The sequence below is a fragment of the Nocardioides alpinus genome (assembly GCF_900112035.1).
Lineage (GTDB): Bacteria > Actinomycetota > Actinomycetes > Propionibacteriales > Nocardioidaceae > Nocardioides > Nocardioides alpinus.
The window spans coordinates 71,082-88,955 of record NZ_FOKC01000012.1; the positions used below are offsets into that span (position 1 = coordinate 71,082).

The 17,874-nt window shown below is 71.9% G+C and carries 21 protein-coding genes; 9 read left to right on the forward strand and 12 right to left on the reverse strand.

Annotated features, from left to right (window positions below; translation table 11 throughout):
• Positions 1–220 precede the first annotated feature (220 nt).
• Entirely contained in the window at positions 221–766 is a 546-nt protein-coding gene (locus BM127_RS18780; protein ID WP_157829580.1) for an ATP-binding protein, read from the forward strand.
• Between the two features lie 16 nt (positions 767–782).
• Here BM127_RS18780 and BM127_RS18785 read toward each other — a convergent pair whose 3' ends face one another.
• Genes BM127_RS18785 through BM127_RS18795 form a run of 3 tightly spaced genes read right to left on the reverse strand, consistent with a single transcriptional unit; the run spans position 783 to position 4,496 of the window.
• Positions 783–1,145, reverse strand: a complete 363-nt coding sequence (locus tag BM127_RS18785; RefSeq protein WP_091201125.1) for a hypothetical protein — start codon at positions 1,143–1,145, stop codon at positions 783–785.
• Positions 1,146–1,183: 38 nt separating this feature from the next.
• Complete coding sequence (locus BM127_RS18790; protein WP_091201127.1) at positions 1,184–2,425, reverse strand: class I SAM-dependent RNA methyltransferase; 1,242 nt, start codon at positions 2,423–2,425, stop codon at positions 1,184–1,186.
• A 19-nt stretch (positions 2,426–2,444) separates the two neighbouring features.
• Positions 2,445–4,496, reverse strand: a complete 2,052-nt coding sequence (locus BM127_RS18795) for an APC family permease (RefSeq protein WP_091201129.1) — start codon at positions 4,494–4,496, stop codon at positions 2,445–2,447.
• Between the two features lie 55 nt (positions 4,497–4,551).
• On the opposite strand from BM127_RS18795, the gene BM127_RS18800 reads away from it, so the two are divergent.
• Positions 4,552–5,214, forward strand: a complete 663-nt coding sequence (locus tag BM127_RS18800; RefSeq protein ID WP_091201131.1) for a potassium channel family protein — start codon at positions 4,552–4,554, stop codon at positions 5,212–5,214.
• Between the two features lie 64 nt (positions 5,215–5,278).
• The gene (locus BM127_RS18805) at positions 5,279–5,950 is read left to right on the forward strand and encodes a potassium channel family protein (RefSeq protein ID WP_091201133.1); all 672 of its coding nucleotides are present in this window, start codon (positions 5,279–5,281) and stop codon (positions 5,948–5,950) included.
• 243 nt (positions 5,951–6,193) lie between these two features.
• Here the strand turns inward: BM127_RS18805 and BM127_RS18810 are convergent, their stop codons facing one another.
• From BM127_RS18810 to dut, 4 genes are read right to left on the reverse strand one after another with little or no spacing between them, the layout of a single operon-like run.
• Positions 6,194–6,919 (reverse strand): DUF3159 domain-containing protein, encoded by a 726-nt coding sequence (locus BM127_RS18810; RefSeq protein ID WP_231263258.1) that lies wholly within the window; start codon positions 6,917–6,919, stop codon positions 6,194–6,196.
• Positions 6,916–7,284 (reverse strand): OB-fold nucleic acid binding domain-containing protein, encoded by a 369-nt coding sequence (locus tag BM127_RS18815; RefSeq protein WP_091201135.1) that lies wholly within the window; start codon positions 7,282–7,284, stop codon positions 6,916–6,918. The genes BM127_RS18810 and BM127_RS18815 overlap by 4 nt, the downstream gene beginning before the upstream one ends.
• 3 nt (positions 7,285–7,287) lie before the next feature.
• On the reverse strand, positions 7,288–7,926 hold the full coding sequence (locus BM127_RS18820) for a DUF3710 domain-containing protein (protein ID WP_091201137.1): 639 nt from the start codon (positions 7,924–7,926) through the stop codon (positions 7,288–7,290).
• Positions 7,927–7,963: 37 nt separating this feature from the next.
• The gene (gene dut / locus BM127_RS18825; protein ID WP_198554339.1) at positions 7,964–8,446 is read right to left on the reverse strand and encodes a dUTP diphosphatase; all 483 of its coding nucleotides are present in this window, start codon (positions 8,444–8,446) and stop codon (positions 7,964–7,966) included.
• Positions 8,447–8,473: 27 nt separating this feature from the next.
• Between dut and BM127_RS18830 the strand changes: the two genes are divergently transcribed.
• On the forward strand, positions 8,474–8,920 hold the full coding sequence (locus tag BM127_RS18830) for a DUF3093 domain-containing protein (RefSeq protein WP_091201140.1): 447 nt from the start codon (positions 8,474–8,476) through the stop codon (positions 8,918–8,920).
• 21 nt (positions 8,921–8,941) lie between these two features.
• Entirely contained in the window at positions 8,942–9,271 is a 330-nt protein-coding gene (locus BM127_RS18835; protein ID WP_091201146.1) for a DUF4235 domain-containing protein, read from the forward strand.
• An 87-nt stretch (positions 9,272–9,358) separates the two neighbouring features.
• Here the strand turns inward: BM127_RS18835 and BM127_RS18840 are convergent, their stop codons facing one another.
• The 3 genes from BM127_RS18840 to BM127_RS18850 all read right to left on the reverse strand — a co-directional run bounded on the left by BM127_RS18840 (position 9,359) and on the right by BM127_RS18850 (position 11,753).
• Positions 9,359–9,649, reverse strand: a complete 291-nt coding sequence (locus BM127_RS18840; RefSeq protein ID WP_056600397.1) for a DUF4193 domain-containing protein — start codon at positions 9,647–9,649, stop codon at positions 9,359–9,361.
• 182 nt (positions 9,650–9,831) lie between these two features.
• Positions 9,832–10,641 carry an inositol monophosphatase family protein gene (locus tag BM127_RS18845; protein WP_231263257.1) on the reverse strand — a complete coding sequence of 270 codons (810 nt, stop codon included), beginning with the start codon at positions 10,639–10,641 and terminating at the stop codon, positions 9,832–9,834.
• Positions 10,638–11,753 (reverse strand): ferrochelatase, encoded by a 1,116-nt coding sequence (locus BM127_RS18850; protein WP_091201148.1) that lies wholly within the window; start codon positions 11,751–11,753, stop codon positions 10,638–10,640. Before BM127_RS18850 ends, BM127_RS18845 begins: the two co-directional genes overlap by 4 nt.
• An 86-nt stretch (positions 11,754–11,839) precedes the next feature.
• On the opposite strand from BM127_RS18850, the gene BM127_RS18855 reads away from it, so the two are divergent.
• The gene (locus BM127_RS18855; protein WP_091201150.1) at positions 11,840–13,162 is read left to right on the forward strand and encodes a D-arabinono-1,4-lactone oxidase; all 1,323 of its coding nucleotides are present in this window, start codon (positions 11,840–11,842) and stop codon (positions 13,160–13,162) included.
• Positions 13,163–13,247: 85 nt separating this feature from the next.
• On the opposite strand, the gene BM127_RS18860 is transcribed toward BM127_RS18855, so the two are convergent.
• Entirely contained in the window at positions 13,248–13,883 is a 636-nt protein-coding gene (locus BM127_RS18860; RefSeq protein WP_091201152.1) for a trimeric intracellular cation channel family protein, read from the reverse strand.
• Between the two features lie 143 nt (positions 13,884–14,026).
• Here BM127_RS18860 and sepH point away from each other — a divergent pair, with 143 nt between their 5' ends.
• A complete protein-coding gene (gene sepH, locus BM127_RS18865) occupies positions 14,027–14,986 on the forward strand; it encodes a septation protein SepH (RefSeq protein WP_091201154.1) in 960 nt (319 codons plus the stop codon).
• A gap of 1 nt (position 14,987) precedes the next feature.
• A complete protein-coding gene (locus BM127_RS18870; protein WP_198554338.1) occupies positions 14,988–15,824 on the forward strand; it encodes an MOSC domain-containing protein in 837 nt (278 codons plus the stop codon).
• A 3-nt stretch (positions 15,825–15,827) separates the two neighbouring features.
• On the opposite strand, the gene BM127_RS18875 is transcribed toward BM127_RS18870, so the two are convergent.
• Positions 15,828–16,979, reverse strand: coding sequence for a sulfurtransferase (locus BM127_RS18875; protein WP_308249286.1), 1,152 nt, complete (start codon positions 16,977–16,979; stop codon positions 15,828–15,830).
• Between the two features lie 54 nt (positions 16,980–17,033).
• Between BM127_RS18875 and BM127_RS18880 the strand changes: the two genes are divergently transcribed.
• A complete protein-coding gene (locus tag BM127_RS18880; RefSeq protein ID WP_091201156.1) occupies positions 17,034–17,687 on the forward strand; it encodes a thymidine kinase in 654 nt (217 codons plus the stop codon).
• The last annotated feature ends 187 nt before the right edge of the window (positions 17,688–17,874 follow it).

Sequence of the window (17,874 nt, forward strand, 5' to 3'; positions counted from 1 at the left end):
AGGCGACCCTAAGTTCGGTTCGCGTAATATCTCGACGTCAAGATACACGATGTCAAGGGGCGAGTTCAAGGACCCTCTGCATGAGTCCCCGCTCCAGCGGTGACTCATGCGCGGATCGGCCGTTGCGACACCCCAACCCCGCAAAACTCCGCACATCTCCCCCACCTGCCCCCCGCCGAGCCGCTCGGGGGCCGCGCACACCGCGGTCTACCCTCGCTCGGTGCCCACCCTCCTCCACCTCAACGGCCCCTCGGGCGTCGGCAAGTCGACCCTCGCGCGCGCCCACGCCGCGGCCCGCCCGGGCACGCTCGTGTGCGACATCGACGACCTGCGCTCCTGGGTCTCGGGCTGGGAGGACGACTTCGTCGGCACCGGAGAGGCCGTACGCGCCTCGGCGCTCGCGCTCATCACCGCCTACCTGGCCTCCGGGCGCGACGTCGTGCTCCCCCAGCTGATCGTCACGCCGGCGCAGGTGGACCGGTTCGAGGCGGTAGCGACGGAGGCGGGGGCGGCGTACGTCGCTGTGGTGCTGACGGTCGAGCCCGACCTGCTCCTCGAGCGGCTCCACGCCCGCGAGCTCACGCCGGTCAGTGCGGTCATCTCGAGGATCATCGAGGAGCGCGGCGGCGACGACCTGGTCCTCGAGGGGCGCCGGCAGCTGCTCGACCTGGCCGAGCAGGGTGGCTGGGCGGTCGTCGACGCCACGGAGCGCGAGCATGCGCTGAGGGCGCTGAGGGCGCTGAGCGCCTGCTGCGACCGGTCCTGAGACCGCGCAACCGTCCTCAGTCCTGGCCGATCCCCGCGACCTCGTCCAGCCGCTGCAGGAGTGCGTGCGCCGCGAGCTCCACCTTCTTGTGCCGCCACTCGGAGGCGCGGTAGACGCAGGCGATCAGGCCACTGCGGTGGACGCGTCGGAAGTCGCCGTAGCCGAACGCGTGACGGGCCTTGGTCTCGTCGTTGGCGCCCTCGGTGAGTCCGAGGTGCCACGCGCCGTAGTCCTCCCACGAGTGCTTGTCGAGGTAGGCGTTCTGCGCCTCGGCGTCGGGCTGGCTCTCGCCCCAGTCGCTGTCCAGGACGTACTGCTTCGCCTCGATCAGCCGGCGCGCACGGGCGACGGCGGCGTCGTTGACGGCGTAGGCGGCCATGCCGCCACCCTGCCCCGCGTCACGGCGCGGGACAACCCTCAGCGGCGCGGCTCGAGCAGGGCGACGCACTCCACGTGGTGGGTCATCGGGAAGAGGTCGAAGGCGCGGATCGCGGTGAGCTCGTAGCCGTGCTCGGCGAAGATCGCCACGTCACGGCCCAGTGCCGCGGGGTCACAGGCGACGTACGCCACGGCGCGGGGACGGCGATCGACGACCTGCTCGACCACGGCCCGCTTCGCACCTTCACGCGGCGGGTCGAGGACCACGAGGTCGAACGGCTCGTCGAAGCCGGCCTTCAGCACCCGGTCCGTGGGTCCGCACTCGACGACGGCTGCCTCGAGGGCGGAGAGGTTGGCGCGTGCGTGCTGGCACGCCGTGCGGTCGGCCTCGACCGCGACGACGCGCGAGCCTGTCGCCTCGCCGACGAAGCGACCGAAGAGCCCGACCCCGGCGTAGAGGTCCAGCGCACGCTCCCCCGGCTGCGGCTGCAGCAGGTCGAGGACCGTCTCGACCAGTACCCGCGGTGCTTCGGGGTGGACCTGCCAGAAACCGTCCGCAGCCGCAGTGAAGGGGTGGGACCGGCCCGCAGCGACGACCTCGTGGATCACCGGGTCTCCCGAGGGGCGCTGGGCGCCCTCCCCGACCAGCAGCTCGCGCTCGGCGCCCTCCTCGACCACAGAGCCGCCGGCCGGCGCGGGACGGGCCTCCTCCGTCGCGATCAGGCAGTCGTCCAGCGGCACCAGGTGGTGCGACCGGTGGGCGCGCATCGCCGGTCGGCCGTCCGGGAGCACGGCGTAGCGCTGGCGCGTGCGCCACCGCAGGCCGTCGTCGGGACGGCCGGCGACCGGCACGCCCTCGACCTGCAGGCCGGTGACGAGGTCGGCGTCGGCGGGCAGTCGCCCCAGCCGGACCAGCTGCTCGCGCACCACGGCGGTCTTGAGCTCGCGCTGGGCGGGCACGGCCACGTGCTGGAAGTCGCAGCCCCCGCACAACCCCGGGCCTGCGACAGGACACGGCGCCGGCACGCGGTCAGGCGAGGGCGCCGTCACCGAGACGGCGTCACCGCGCCAGAACCGGTCGCCGTCGGTGCCCTCGGTGATCTCGACGACCACGCGCTCGCCGGGGAGGGCGTGGCGGACGAAGACCACGCGCGACTCCGGCTCGGGCAGGCGGGCGACGCAGTGGCCGCCGTGGGCGACCGGGCCGACCTCGGCCTCGAAGCGCTCCCCGACCCGCGATCGGCCGCGCGCCTGGCGGGGGCGTGCCGTACGCCGGCTCATGCGGGGTCCCCTGGGGTGCTCACAGGTCGTCCACCTGTCGGCCGGGCTCCGGTGCGGCGACGCGACCGCGACGGAGGTCGCCCGCGTGCACCCGCTCCTCGTCGCGCTTCTCGCGCTCCGCGGCGACCAGCGACGACCGCAGCTGGTAGGGCACGGAGATGACCATGACACCGGGGGTGAAGAGCAGCCGACCCTTGAGCCGGAGGGCGGTCTGGTTGTGGAGCAGCTGCTCCCACCAGCGCCCGACGACGTACTCCGGGATGTAGACCGCGACGACCCCGCGCGGGCTGGCGCGGCGGATCTCCTGGGTGTACTCCACGACCGGGCGGACCACCTCGCGGTAGGGCGAGTGCAGCACCTTGAGCGGGATGTCGAGGTGGCGCTCGTCCCACTCCTCCATCAGACGCGTGGTCGCCTTGGAGTCGATGCTGACGTAGATCGCCTCGAGCACGTTGGGACGGGTGGCTCGGGCGAAGGCGAGTGCGCGCAGGGTGGGCTTGTGCAGCTTGGAGGCGAGCACGATCGCGTGGACGCGGGTCGGCATCACCTTGTCCTGCTCGTCGGCGGCGAGCTCGAGCTCGACACGGGCGTAGTGGCGCCCGATCGCCTGCATCAGGAGGAAGAAGAAGCCCATCGCCAGGATCGTGATCCAGGCGCCGGCAAGGAACTTGGTGAGCAGCACGATCACCAGCACCACGGCCGTCATCCCGAGGCCGAAGGTGTTGATCGCCCGCGAGCGCATCATCCGGCGCCGGTTGGCCGGGTCGGTCTCGGTCCTCAGGTGTCGCGTCCAGTGGCGGATCATGCCGAGCTGGCTGAGGTTGAAGGAGACGAAGACACCGACGATGTAGAGCTGGATCAGCTTGGTCGTCTCGGCGTCGAAGACCCAGATCAGCAGCATCGACATGGCCGCCAGGAAGACGATGCCGTTGCTGTAGGCCAGCCGGTCTCCGCGGGACCCGAGCGACCGGGGCGCGAGGCCGTCCTGGGCGAGGATCGAGCCCAGCACCGGGAAGCCGTTGAAGGCGGTGTTGGCGGCCAGCACGAGGATGATGCCGGTGACGGTGATGACGAAGTAGAAGCCCGGCGAGAAGTGGTCGAACACGCCCGCCGCGATCTGCGCGATCACGGGGTGCTGGTCGTAGTCCGCGGGCACTGCGCCTCCCCCGGCGCTGCGCAACCGGTCGAGCTCGTGGGGGTCGACGTAGCGGATGGTCATCTGCTTGGCGAGCACGATGACGCTCATCATCATCGTGATGGCGATCAGGGCCAGCAGGAGGAGGGTGGTCGCCGCGTTGCGGCTCTTGGGCTTGCGGAAGGCGGGTACGCCGTTGCTGATCGCCTCGACGCCGGTGAGGGCCGCACAGCCCGAGGAGAACGCGCGCGCCAGCAGGAACATCAGCCCGACCTGCGTCAGCGGCTCCTCCCACCCGGGCGAGGGCTGGATCGTGAGTCCGGCGCTCTCCGCCTGCGGGAGGTCGCCGGCCAGGAGCCGCAGCAGGCCGTAGGCGCACATGCCGAGGATCGCGACCATGAAGAGGTAGGTCGGCACGGCGAAGAAGCCGCCCGACTCCCGCACCCCGCGCAGGTTCATCGCGGTGAGGATCGCCACGGCCACCACGCCGACCGTCGCCTCGTGGCCGATGAGCGGCGGGATCGCGCCGGCGGCGTACTGGGCGGCGGACGAGATCGACACCGCCACCGTGAGGACGTAGTCGACGATGAGGGCGCTGGCCACGGTGATCCCGGCGTTGCGACCGAGGTTGACCGTCGCGACCTCGTAGTCCCCGCCACCCGAGGGGTAGGCGTGCACGGTCTGCCGGTAGCTCGCGACCACGGTGAGCATCACCAGCGCGACGACGAGCCCGATCTTCCACGACCAGACGTACGTCGACGTGCCGGCGATGGCGAGCATGATGAAGATCTCGTCAGGGGCGTAGGCCACCGACGACAACGCGTCGCTCGCGAAGACGGGCAGGGCGATGCGCTTGGGCAGCAGGGTCTCCCCCAGCTGGCTGCTCCGCAGCTTGCGACCCAGCAGGATCCGCTTGGACACATCGCCGACACTCACGTGCGAGAGCGTAGTCGCGCGCACGCCGATCTCCGCGCTGGGCTACGGTTCGGGTGTGCACGTCGTGATCATGGGCTGTGGCCGCGTCGGTTCGACGCTCGCCCGCAGCCTCGAGGACCGCAACCACACGGTGTCCGTCATCGACAGCGAACCCGACTCCTTCCGGCGTCTGGGTCCTGAGTTCAACGGCGACAAGATCACCGGCTACGGCTTCGACCAGCAGGTGCTGGAGAAGGCAGGCATCCGGCGGGCGGACGCCTTCGCGGCAGTGTCGAGCGGTGACAACTCCAACATCATCGCCGCCCGCGTCGCACGCGAGACCTTCGGCATCCAGCAGGTCGTCGCCCGCATCTACGACCCGGGTCGCGCCGAGGTCTACCAGCGGCTCGGCATCACCACGGTCGCGACGGTCAAGTGGACGGCCGACCAGATCCTCCGCCGGATCCTCCCGGCGGGCGCCGAGCCCGACTTCCGCGACCCCTCGGGGACCATCCGGGTGGACCACATCCAGGTCCCGGAGGAGTGGATCGGTCACCGCACCGTCGACTTCCAGATGCAGTCCCGCAGCCGGATCGCCTGGATCGACCGACTCGGCGAGGGCATGCTCCCGACCCGGGAGACGGTGATCCAGGAGGGCGACATGCTGCACCTCGTCATGCGCGAGGAGCACGCGGCCCACGCCTACGCCGTGCTCGAGGCCGGCCCCGAAGACGACTGACCGACCCCCACATCCGACCCAGATCCGACCCAGATCCGACACCGAAGCCAGGAGCACTGCACACATGCGCGTCGCCATCGCCGGAGCCGGAGCCGTGGGTCGCTCGATCGCGCGGGAGCTGATCGAGAACGGCCACCAGGTCCTCCTCATCGACAAGAACCCGTCCTCGATCCGCCCCGAACGGGTCCCCAACGCCGAGTGGCTCCTGGCCGACTCGTGCGAGCTGTCCTCGCTGTCCGAGGCACAGCTCGGCAAGTGCGACGTGGTCATCGCCGCCACCGGAGACGACAAGGCCAACCTCGTCACCTCGCTGCTGGCCAAGACCGAGTTCGGCGTGCCGCGCACGGTGGGCCGGGTCAACCACCCCAACAACGAGTGGCTCTTCACCGAGGCCTGGGGCGTCGACGTCAACGTCTCCACCCCGCGCATCATGTCCGCGCTGGTCGAGGAGGCCGTCTCGATCGGCGACCTCGTGCGCCTGTTCACCTTCCGCCAGGGCAACGCCAACCTGGTCGAGCTGACGCTGTCGGCGGACTCCCCGTTCGTCGGCAAGCCGAGCGGCCTGGTGCCGTTCCCGGACAACTGCGCGCTCGTCACGATCCTGCGCGACGGCCAGGTCTACACACCCGACGCCGAGCAGCCGCTCGAGTCGGGTGACGAGCTGCTGTTCGTGGTCCCGGCCGAGGTCGAGGCCGAGCTCGAGCGCCTGCTCTCCCCCGGCAGCCACCCCGGCTGAGGGGCGTACGCCGCCGCCGCCCACGTCGCCAACTGGTGAGTTGGCGGACCAACCGGTGGGTTGGCCACGTTCCGCCGCTGCCCGACACGGGCGGAAGACCTACCCGTCAGTTGGTGGATCGGGTGGGCTTGCGAGCACGGATCCACCCCCCACGTCTGCCAACTGGTGAGTTGGCCGACCAACTGGTGAGTTGGCGGGTGGGGGACGGACGAACGCAGGCGGGCAGAGGTCCGCACTGGCGGATCAGGCAGGAGCAGCGTCGGGAGCGACCGGCGTGCGGTTGCGCGACAACAGCCACACCATCGAGCCGAGCGCGGCCAGCTGCAGCGGCCAGCCGAGCACGATCTTCAGCACCCCGAGCGCGGCGACCGCGGCGTCGGGGTCGATCGACCCGGACGTGCCCGCGAGCCAGATCGGTGCCTGTACGGCCACGCGCACGATGCAGGGCGCGACCAGCAGCCACGTGAGGCGACTGCACAGCTTCACGATCTGCCGGTCGGAGTGCCACGCGGTCGGGTCGCCGGTGATGCTGCCGACCATGAAGCCGACCAGCGGCCAGCCGATGAGGCAGGTGAAGGCGAGCACGATCGCGTACCCGCCGTTGTAGAGGATGCCGGGCAGGAAGTAGGCCAGCGCCTGGTCCTGCTCGGAGCCGCCCGCGGCGGCGGAGCGGTAGACGAAGTACCACCCGATGCCGATGCCGAAGAGCGCGTTGACGACGAACTGCACCGTCGAGCGCTGCACCAGACGGATCGCGAGGAGCACCAGCGCGGCGCCGATGCTGATCGTCAGGGCGAGGTTGAGGTCGCGCAGGGTCAGCCACGAGGCGGTGAACAAGATGGTGGGGACCGCGGCCTCGCCCATGCCGCGACGTCCGCCCAGGGCCTTGGTGAGCTGCTGGCGCACCACGGCCTCGACCGTCTCGGCCTCCACCCGGTCGGAGGTCGCGGCCGGTGTCGGATCGGTCACGGGCGCAGCTCGTAGCGCGGGTTGAACATGATCGGGTGGTCGTCGTGGCCCTGCCTGCCGATGCAGCCGGCCACCATGATCGAGCGGCCCGGGTCGACGCCGCTGATCCGGCGGCGACCGAGCCACACCACGGTGATCGTGCCGGACCCGTCGTCGAGCTCGGCCTCCAGCGCCGGCACGCCACCGCGCGGCCGGAGCGTCACTGTGCGCAGCACCCCGCTGACGACGACCTGCTCACGCTCGGGGGCATCGGCGATCGCCACGGCCTCCTCGGTCGTGTAGGACAGGCGCAGGTCACGCTGGTGCGCCTCCGAGCTGTCCGCCCACTTCGACAGCGCCTGACGCAGTCGGCTCTTCTCTCCCACGACTCACCTCACTCGGCGGGCGTCGTCGGGCAGCTGCACCGGCAGCGGCTCGCCGACGGGCATGGCCTGCTCCCCGCGGCGTACGACGACCTGGGCGAGCGCGTCCTCCCACTCCGAGGTGTTCTCGGGGTCGAGCGCCGGGCGCCCGAGGAACGAGGCCCGCAGCATCCAGCGGTCACCGTTGATGCCGATGATGCGCGAGGGCTGGGTCGCCTCGGTGCCGTCGGGACGCTTGACCGGCATCTGGCACACCAGCTCGGTGCCCCAGCGGCCCTCGCGCTCGGTGGCCTCGCCACCGCGGCGGGCCATGTCGGCGGCTATCTGGGGCCGTACGTCGCCCCACAGGTCGCCGTTGCGGGGGGCGGCGAAGGCCTGGAACTCACAGGCACCGTCGGACCCGGCGAGCATCACGGCCCGGACCTGCCCGGTCGGCTCGTCGACCTGGAGCCGCAGCTCGCGGTCGGCGATGGCGGGCACGAGCAGGGACCCGAGGTCGGCCCGATCGATGCCGTCGCCCTCGACCTGGGACACGTCGAACGGCCCCGAGGGCGGCGTGTCGGACTCCGCGGGGGTCGACGTCGGGTCGACGGCGCTCTCGGCGGCGGTGTCGGTGGACTCGCCTGCCTTGCGGCGGAACTTCACGTCAGCACTCCATTTCGGTGGACATCGGTGGACCGGGTCACGAACGCGATCCGGTGCCAGTAGAACCGTAGCCCCCGGCGCCGCGGGACGAGTCGGGGAGCACCCCCACCTCCCGGAACATCGCTCGCTCGAACCGCTGGACGACCAGCTGCGCGATCCGGTCCCCGCGCGCCAGCGTCACCGCCTCCACCGGGTCGTGGTTGATCAGCAGCACCTTGATCTCTCCGCGGTAGCCCGCGTCCACGGTGCCGGGCGTGTTGACGATCGACAGGCCGTGGCGCGCCGCCAGGCCGGAGCGGGGGTGGACCAATGCGACGTAGCCGTCGGGCAGCGCGATCGAGATGCCGGTCGGGACCATGGCCCGCTCCCCCGGGGCGAGGGTCACGTCGACGGTGGTGTGGAGGTCGGCGCCGGCGTCGCCCGGATGGGCGTACGACGGCAGCGGCAGGTCCGGGTCGAGGCGGACGACGGCGATCTCGAGGTCAGCGGGAGGGTCCGGGGTGAGGTCGTGGTCGGGCACGAGGACTGAATCTATAGGCTCTGCGCCGTGGACTACGCCGAACGCCTCACCGTCCCGCTGCGTTGGTGGGTGCAGGGCACGATGCTGGTGGCGTCGCTCTGGCTGGCCGTGCTGGTCGCGGCTCCGGAGGCCTACGCGTGGTCGGTGGCCGCGGTGGGACTGGCGATCCTGGTCGCGCTGATGGTCAGCTACGGCAGGCCGCAGGTCGCCGTGGACGGCGGCACCTTCCGGGCCGGGCGGGCGCACATCGCGCTCGCGCACGTCGGCGCGGTGACGGCCCTCGACGCGGACGGCGTACGTCGTCAGGCGGGCGTCGATGCCGACGCCCGGGCCTACCTCCTGCTGCGCCCCTACCTCAAGCGGGGGGTCCGGGTGGACATCACGGATCCCGCGGACCCGGCGCCGTACTGGCTCGTCAGCTGCCGGCGCCCGGAGGCGCTGGTCTCAGCCTTTGAGGCGACGCGGGCGCCGTAGACCGCTGGGTAGGGTTGGTCCATGGCTTCCCAGGAAAACTCGAGCAGCAAGTTCTACACGGCGTTCTCCCTCGTCGCAGCGATCGGCGCCGCCGCCGTGGCGAAGAAGGCGCTCAACAGCTCATGGCGTGCGGCGACCGGCAAGAACCCGCCGGCCAACCCCGCCGACCCCGACGTGGGCCTCCCCGAGGCCGTGATGTGGGCGGCCGTCAGCGGCACGCTCATCGGCGTCGCGCGGATGCTCGCGACCCGGCGCGCGGCGACCTACTACGCCAAGTCCACCGGTCACCTGCCGCCGCAGCTCCAGAAGGACGGCCAGGACGCCAAGAACGCCCCCGCCCCCGAGAGCTGAGCCGGAGCACCCCAGCAGCAGCGCCACGCGACACAGCGCCCGCCCCCGACAGGGGACGGGCGCTGTGCGCGTTCGGCTGTGCTGCGCTCAGATGCAGTCGCGGCAGATGAGCTTCTTCTCGTCCGCGAGCTGCGACCGGTGGTGCACCAGGAAGCAGCTCATGCACGTGAACTCGTCGTCCTGCCGCGGCATGACCTCGACTGCCAGCTCCTCGTGCGAGAGGTCGGCGCCGGGAAGCTCGAAGGACTCGGCCGCCTCGGTCTCGTCCTCGTCGACCTTGCCCGAGTTCTTGTCGTGGCGTCGGGCCTTGAGCTCCTCGATGCTCTCCTCGCTCTGGTCCTCCTCGGACTTGCGCGGTGCGTCGTAGTCGGTGGCCATCGATTCCCTCTCCCCATGCAGTGGTCCAGACCCGCCGGATCGCGGCGCGGACCTGATACCGAGTTGTGCTCGTCGTCGGCGCCAGATTGTGCACCATGAACCGGTTCAGTGGTGAGCCGGTCCGCAACGTGTCGCCTGAACAGTGGGCGACGTCTCCCTATTCCCGACGGATCGCCAGAAGGTCAGGCAAGGAACCCGGCCGCCCCCAGCGCCTCCACGAACGTGTCCCATCCGTCGGCCGGAGCTCCCACCACGACGTTGCGCTGCGAGGGTGAGTCGCGGGTCATCTTGCCGTCGAGCAGGTCGAACCGGCCGCCTGCCTCGCGCAGGACCAGTCCACCCGCGGAGTGGTCCCACGGCTGCGGGCCGGCCTCGACGTAGCCGTCGGCGCTGCCCTCCGCGACGTGGCACAGGTCGAGGGCGCACGAGCCCATCCGCCGGATGTCGCGGACCTCGGGCAGCAGGCGGGCGACGCAGCCGGCCTGGTGCTCGCGCACGGCGCGTTGGTAGCCGAAGCCGGTCAGCACGAGTCGCTCGGCCAGCGGCGGCGTGCGACGTACGCCGATCGGCTGGCCGTCGCGCGTCGAGCCGTGCCCCAGCGCGGCGGCGTACTCCAGTCCCGTCGGGATGGTCACGACAGCTCCGGCGACCACCTCACCGTCGACCTCCACCGCGACGGACACCGCACAGTCGGGCAGGCCGTAGAGGTAGTTGACGGTGCCGTCGATCGGGTCCACGATCCAGCGGACGCCGCTCGTGCCGGGCAGGTCGTCGCCCTCCTCGCCCAGGATCGCGTCGTCAGGGCGCAGCGCGGAGATCCGCTCACGGATGAGTGTCTCGACGGCCCGGTCGGCCTCGGTGACCACGTCGACCACGCTGGTCTTGGTGTCGGCGACGTCGATGCCGCCGAGCTGCATCTCGCGCGCGAGGTTGGCGCCCTCGTGCGCGATCGCCCGGGCCAGGTCACGCAGCTCGGGCGCGGAGGCACTCACGAGTCGACCCCGCAGAGGGCCGGTCGCGGTCCGCGCGGGTTGGCGCAGCAGCCCGCGCCGCAGAGGTCCGGCCCGGCGGGCATCGAGCCGACGGCCGGTCGCTCCGGCGCCTCGCCGCGCTCCGCGGCGGCGCGCTCGAGCACGAGGTCACGGATCATCGCGACGAAACGCGGGTCGACGCCGGCGGAGGCGGCGCGCACGGCCTGCATGCCGAGGCGTTCGGCGGTGGCCATCGCCTCGGTGTCGAGGTCGTAGATGACCTCCATGTGGTCGGACACGAAGCCGATCGGGACCATCACCACCCCTCCCACCCCGTCGGTGGCCAGCTCCTCGAGGTGGTCGTTGACGTCGGGCTCGAGCCAGGGCGTCGACGGCGCTCCCGAGCGCGAGCAGTAGACGAGGTCGTGGCGGTGGGCGCGGCCGGTGGCCTCCTTGACCCGTCGGGCCACCTCGTCGACCGCGCTGCGGTGCTGGCGGACGTACGCCCCGCGCGGCTGGCCGTTCGGGTCGGTCGAGCCGCTGGTCTCGGACATCTCGGTCGGGATCGAGTGGGTGACGAAGACCAGGCGGGCGGTGTCGCCCTCGTCGGGGAGCTCGGCGAGCGCGGCGAGCACCGCGTCCACCACGGGCTCGATGAAGCCCGGGTGGTTGTAGTACTGCCGCAGCTTGTCGAGGCGCGGTGCGTCGGGGGTCTCGGCGACCGCGTCGAAGAGGTTCTCGCGGTACTGCCGGCACGACGACCACGACGAGTACGCCGAGGTGGTGAAGACCGCCGCCCGTCGGACCCCGTCGGCCTTCATGGTGGCGAGGGTGTCGGCGAGGTAGGGATCCCAGTTGCGGTTGCCGAAGTAGACCGGGAGGTCGATGCCCTGCTCGGCGAAGTCCTTCTCGACCGCCGCGATCAGCGCGCGGTTCTGGTCGTTGATCGGGCTGCGGCCGCCGAAGAGGAAGTAGTGCTCCCCCACCTGCTCGAGGCGCTCGCGCGGGATGCCTCGGCCACGCGTCACGTTCTCGAGGAACGGCACCACGTCCTCGGGCTTCTCCGGCCCTCCGAAGGAGAGCACCAGGAGGGCGTCGTACGGCAACACGTCGGTGGCACCCGGGGGATTCATGGGGCCAGCGTAGGACCTGGCTTCCAATCCCCGGCGGTTGCTCCGTCATGGACGACAGAGGCACACAGATCCCCTACCGTTCGGGCATGACCACTCCCCTCCACGGACACCAGTGGCGCAACTGGTCCGGTCTCGAGGAGGCGGTCCCGCGGCACGTCGAGACCCCGTCCTCGGTCGCGGCGATCGTCGACGTCGTACGACGCACGCGGGAGGCCGGTGCCACGGTGAAGATGACCGGCACCGGGCACAGCTTCACCGCCATCGCCGCACCGGAGCACACGCTGCTGCGACCGGACGCCCTCACCGGGATCCTCGAGGTCGACCGCGAGGCGATGACGGTGACGGCCCGGGCGGGCACGGTGCTCAGGGACCTCAACCTCGCCCTCGAGCGGCTCGGCCTGTCGCTGCACAACATGGGTGACATCGACGAGCAGACCCTGGCCGGCGCGACGTCCACCGGCACCCACGGCACCGGTGGCACCGCGGCCGGGCTGGCCGCCCAGCTCGCCGGGCTCGAGCTCGTCACGGGCACGGGTGAGGTGCTGCGCGCCTCCGCGACCGAGAACCCGGACGTCTTCGAGCTCGCCCGGGTCGGTCTCGGTGCGCTCGGCATCCTGACCAGCCTCACCTTCCACGTCGAGCCGCTCTTCGTGGTCGAGGCGCACGAGCAGCCGATGTCGTGGGACGACGCGCTCGGCTCCTACGACGAGATGGTCGCGAGCGCGCACCACGTCGACATGTACTGGTTCCCCTACACCGACCGGACCGTTGTGAAGCAGAACGTCCGCACCGACCTCGAGCCCGGCGAGCAGGAGCCACCGTCGCGGCTCGCGGCCTGGTGGGAGGACGAGCTCGTCTCCAACACCGTCTTCGGCGGGTTGTGCCGGGTCGGGTCCCGCGCCCCGGGGCTCGTGCCGCGGATCAACCGGATCGCCGGCCGGGCGCTCTCGGAGCGCCGTTACAGCGATCTCGCGCACCGCGTCTTCGTGTCCCCGCGCCGCGTGCGGTTCCGGGAGATGGAATACGCCGTCCCGCGCGAGGTCGGCCTCGACGTGCTGCGCGAGTGCCGCCGCGTCATCGACGCCAGCGACTGGAGGATCGCCTTCCCCGTCGAGATCAGGACCGCGCCCGCCGACGACATCGCGCTGTCCACCGCGCAGGGTCGCGACAGCTTCTACCTCGCCTTTCACGTGCCGCAGGACACCGACCACCGGGCCTACTTCGATGGCCTCGAGCCCCTCCTCCGCGAGGCGGGCGGGCGGCCGCACTGGGGCAAGGTCCACACCCGTGCCGCCGCCGACCTCGCGCCGGCGTACGACCGCTTCGACGACTTCCTCGCCCTGCGCGACCGGCTCGATCCTGACCGGGTCTTCGCCAACGCCCACCTCCGCCGGGTGCTCGGCGACTGACGTACTCCGACCACCCCCGACGGGCGGTGGCCCAGCCACCTTCGGAGTCGGCAGAGCGTGGCTCCGCCACCGCTCCCACGGAGCGTCAGACGTTCGCCGGACCCTTGGGCATCGGCGCCCGCCACCCGCGTACGGCGGCCAGCAACCGCCAGCCGAGGCAGACGCTGAAGCCGGATGCGGCCACGACCACAAGCGGCAGGTCGGTGCGGTCGAGGGCCACCGCGACCGCCGCGCCGGCGAGCGCGGGGGTGGCGTAGAGGGCGCCCTCGAAGACCACGGGGACCCGCCCGGCGAGGACGTCGCGGAGGACGCCGCCGCCGATGCCGGTGACCATGCCGAGCAGCGCCGCAGGCAGCGGCCCGAGGCCGTAGTCGACGGCCTTGAGCGCCCCGGTGACGCAGAAGATCGCCAGTCCGAAGGCGTCGAACAGGGTGACCACGCGCTCGAGGCGGCCGATGGTCGGGTGGAACGCGAAGGTCAGCAGACCGGCAGCGACGGGGACCAGGAGGTAGCGCCAGTCGGTCAGCGCAGCGGGCGGGGTGGCGTCGATCAGCACGTCACGGATGAAGCCGCCACCGAGGCCGGTCACGACGGCGAGCACCAGGGCGGCGAAGAGGTCGAGGGTCTTGCGCACCGCCACCAGCGCACCGGTCACCGCGAAGACGAAGATCCCCACCAGGTCGAGCACGACCAGGGTCGTGGCGTACTCGTTCAGTGGCACGACGCACAGGTTATGGCACCCGGATCAGCACGCTCCCGGCGCGCCGCAGGCGAAGCGGTCCGGTGGCTCCACGCTGGCGTAGGCTCGGCGGACCGGATGCCGCCGGCGCATCGACGACCACCCCAGGCAGGAGCCCCCAGGCCATGGCCCAGCTGACGTTCACCGGACGCAGCCGGGACGGCAAGCGCCTGCTGCTGGTGGATGCGTCGGGCCAGGAACACACCTTGGTGATCGATGCCCGGCTCCGACGCGCCCTCGCCGGTGCGTCCACAGGCAGCGGCCCCACACTCAACGGTCAGTTGGAGATCCCGATGGAATCAACCCTCCGCCCCCGCGACATCCAGGCGCGCATCCGTGCAGGCGAGACCCCCGAGGCGGTCGCGCACGCTGCCGGCACGTCGGTCGAGAAGATCATGGCCTTCGCTGCCCCGGTCATCGCCGAGCGTGCGCACATGGTGCAGCGGGCCCAGCTCGCGTCCGTACGCCGTCGCGCCAGCGAGTCCGGTGCCCGCACCCTCGGCGAGGCGGTCGGCGCCCACCTGCGCTCGCACAACATCGACCCCGACGTCATCGAGTGGGACGCCTGGCGGCGCGAGGACGGACGCTGGACGCTCACGGGGCTCTACGACGTCGCGGGCCGCACCGGTGCCGCGACCTTCTCCCACGACCCGCGCGGCAACTTCGTGACCGTCGACGACGAGGACGCCCGCTGGCTGGTCGGCGACGCAGCGCCCGTCGCGGCTGAGGAGCCCGCTTCCGACGACCTGGCTGCTGCCCGCCGGCGCCGCCTGAGCCCGGCACCCGACGACGAGCTGGCCCTGGGCGAGGACGCCATCGAGATGGTCGCCGACGAGGAGTCCGCGACCGAGACCACGATGGAGATCAGCGGGTCGTCCCTCGGCACCGAGCAGCCGGTCGAGGCCTATCTCGACGACGCACCTGCGGACGACGACGACCAGTCGGCCTCGCACGAGCGCGAACGCGAGCACGAGCGGGACGACCCGGCTGCCTCCGAGCCGAAGGCCAAGCCGGCCAAGAAGCGTGGTCGTGCGTCGGTGCCGAGCTGGGACGAGATCATGTTCGGCGGCGGCAAGAGCGACTGACGTGCGGCTCACCGCCCTCAACGTCCACCCGCTGAAGTCCGGAGCCATCCGGCCCGTCCGGTCGGTCTCGGTGTCGCCGAGCGGCCTCGCGGACGACCGTGCCTGGATGCTGGTCGACCCCGACGGTCACATGGTGTCGGCGCGGGAGGTCCACGAGCTGTTCACCATCGTCGCGGACACGCCCGCGACCGACGCGACCCTCGACCGCGCCCTGCGGCTGCGCGCGCCGGGGCACCCCGACCTGCTGCTGGACCACCCGGTCGCCGCTCGCCTGCCCGTCCGCCTGTTCTCACTGCACCTGGAGGCGACGCCTGCGGGTCCCGGCGCCGACGCCTGGCTGCGTGAGGTCCTCGGCCACGACGTACGCCTGGTCTGGTGCGACGACCCCACCCGCCGCTCCCTGCAGCCCGGCGTCTCCGAGCCGGGCGACCACGCGGCGTTCCCCGACGCCTTCCCCGTCACCCTGGCCAGCACGGCCTCCCTCGGTCGGCTCAACGACTGGATCGTGGAGACCGCGCTCGAGCGGGGCGAGGACGTGCCCCCACCGCTCCCGATGAGCCGGTTCCGACCCAACGTCGTCGTCGACGGCGAGGTGCCCTTCGCCGAGGACGGCTGGACCCGGGTGCGCATCGGCGACGTCGAGCTCCGTGCGGGCAAGCCCGTCGGACGCTGCGTCATGACCACGATCGACCCCCGCACGCTCGAGACCGCCAAGGAGCCGATCCGCACGCTCGCCCGGCACCGGCGTTCACCGGATGGCGACACGCTCTTCGCGGTCCACCTCGTGCCGGTGTCCGGCGGACGGATCCAGGTCGGCGACGAGGTCACCGTCTCCTGACGCTCAACCTCGCTCCACGGGCCGCTCCGGGGCGGTGATCCAGCCGCTCCAGCTGCCGGGGTAGAGCGCCGCACGGATGCCGGCCACCTCCATCGCGAGGAGGTCGTGCGCGGCCGTCACGCCCGAGCCGCAGTAGACCGCCACCGATCCGGCGGTGTCGGCGCCCACCCGCGCGTACGCCGCCCGCAGCCGCGCGGGCGACCGGAAGCGTCCGCGCTCGTCGAGGTTCTCGGTCGTCGGCACGTTGACCGCGCCGGGGATGTGGCCGGCGACCGGGTCGACCGACTCGGTCTCCCCGGCATAGCGCTCGGGTGCGCGGGCGTCGATGAGGACGTCGGCGGTCAGCACGTCGGCGGCGTCCACCACGGGCATCTGCGGAGTGGCCGCGACGGTGAAGTCACCGGGAGCGGCACGCACCTCCCCCGCCTCGACCGGGTGGCCGTCCTGCAGCCAGGCGCTCCACCCGCCGTCGAGGACGCGTACGTCGTCGTGACCGTGGTGGCGCAGCAGCCACCACGCGCGCGCCGCGGCCCGCCCCTGCCAGTCGTCGTAGACCACCACCGGCCGGTCGGCCCGCACCCCGGCGCGGCGCATCGCGGCCTCGAACCGTGCCGGGTCGGGCAGAGGGTGCCGTCCGCCCTCACCCGGTGGGTCGGCGAGGTCGGTGTCGAGGTCGACGTACGCCGCGCCTGCGACGTGGCCGGCCAGGTGCTGCTCGCGGCCGGGGGGTCCGCCCATGAGGTAGCGCACGTCGAGGACCGTGAAGCGCCCGAGGTTGGCGGCCAGCTCGTCAGGGCTGACCAGCGGGCCACGGCGGAGCACCCCGAAGCGGTCGATGGCCTCGATCTCCGCCGCGGCGACGGCCGCCACCTGCACCAGCTCGGCGCGGCGACGCGCGGGGTCGACCTCGGTCAGGGCCTCGAAGACCTCCTCGAGGAGGATCGCGTCCCACGAGTGCGCGCCGGACTCCATCCGTGCGTCGTTGATCGCCTTCCAGCGACCCACGACGGGCCCGAAGATCTCGGCGCCGGCCGGGCCGATCGACGGATGGTCCTGCCGACCCCACCGCGTGACCTGGCGGCGCCGCTCCGCGGCGATCTCGCCGGCGATCGCGTCGATCCGGGCGCCGTCGTCCTCTTCCCTGGCGTCGTCCATGCCCGGCACGGTAGCCGCCTCAATGGTCGGGTGCTGTGGCAAGATCGCCCAGTCATGGCTGAACTGCACTTCTTCACGGGCACGATGGACTCCGGCAAGTCGACGCTGGCGCTCCAGACCAACCACAACCATGCGGCCCGCGGTCGCATCGGCCGGATCTTCACCACCCACGACCGCGCAGGCCAGGCGGTGGTCTCCAGCCGCCTGGGGCTCACCCACGACGCCCTCGAGGTCGACAGCGACTTCGACTTCTGGAAGTACGTCGTCGACACGCTCACCCGCGGCAGCCGGATCGACTACCTGGTCTGCGACGAGGCCCAGTTCTACGCCGCCGAGCAGATCGACCAGCTCGCCAAGGTCGTCGACGAGCTCCAGATCGACGTGTTCGCCTTCGGCATCCTCACCGACTTCCGCTCCTACCTCTTCCCGGGCAGCGCCCGGCTGGTCGAGCTCGCCGACCGGATGAACGTGCTCCAGGTCGAGGCGCTCTGCTGGTGCGGCAAGCGCGCGACCCACAACGCCCGCACCGAGAACGGCGCGATGGTCGTCGAGGGCGAGGTGATCGTCGTCGGCGACGTCGAGCAGGCCGACGAGCCGCCCGCCGACGTCGCGTACGAGGTCCTCTGCCGCCAGCACCACCGCCGCCGGCTCACCGCCGCGCGCGCCAAGGCCGTCAGCCTGGCGCCCGAGCCGCTGCCCTTCGGCTGACGGGGTCCGCGTCCGCGAGCGTCCGAGGTCGCCAACTCACGAGTTGGTGCGCCAACCGGTGAGTTGGCGGATGGGGTGGCAGAAACTCGATCCGGACACCCCCCAAGTCGCCAACCCGTCAGTTGGTGGTGGGAGGCCCGCACCCCGACCCAGCAGCCCCCACGTCGCCAACCCACGAGTTGGTGCG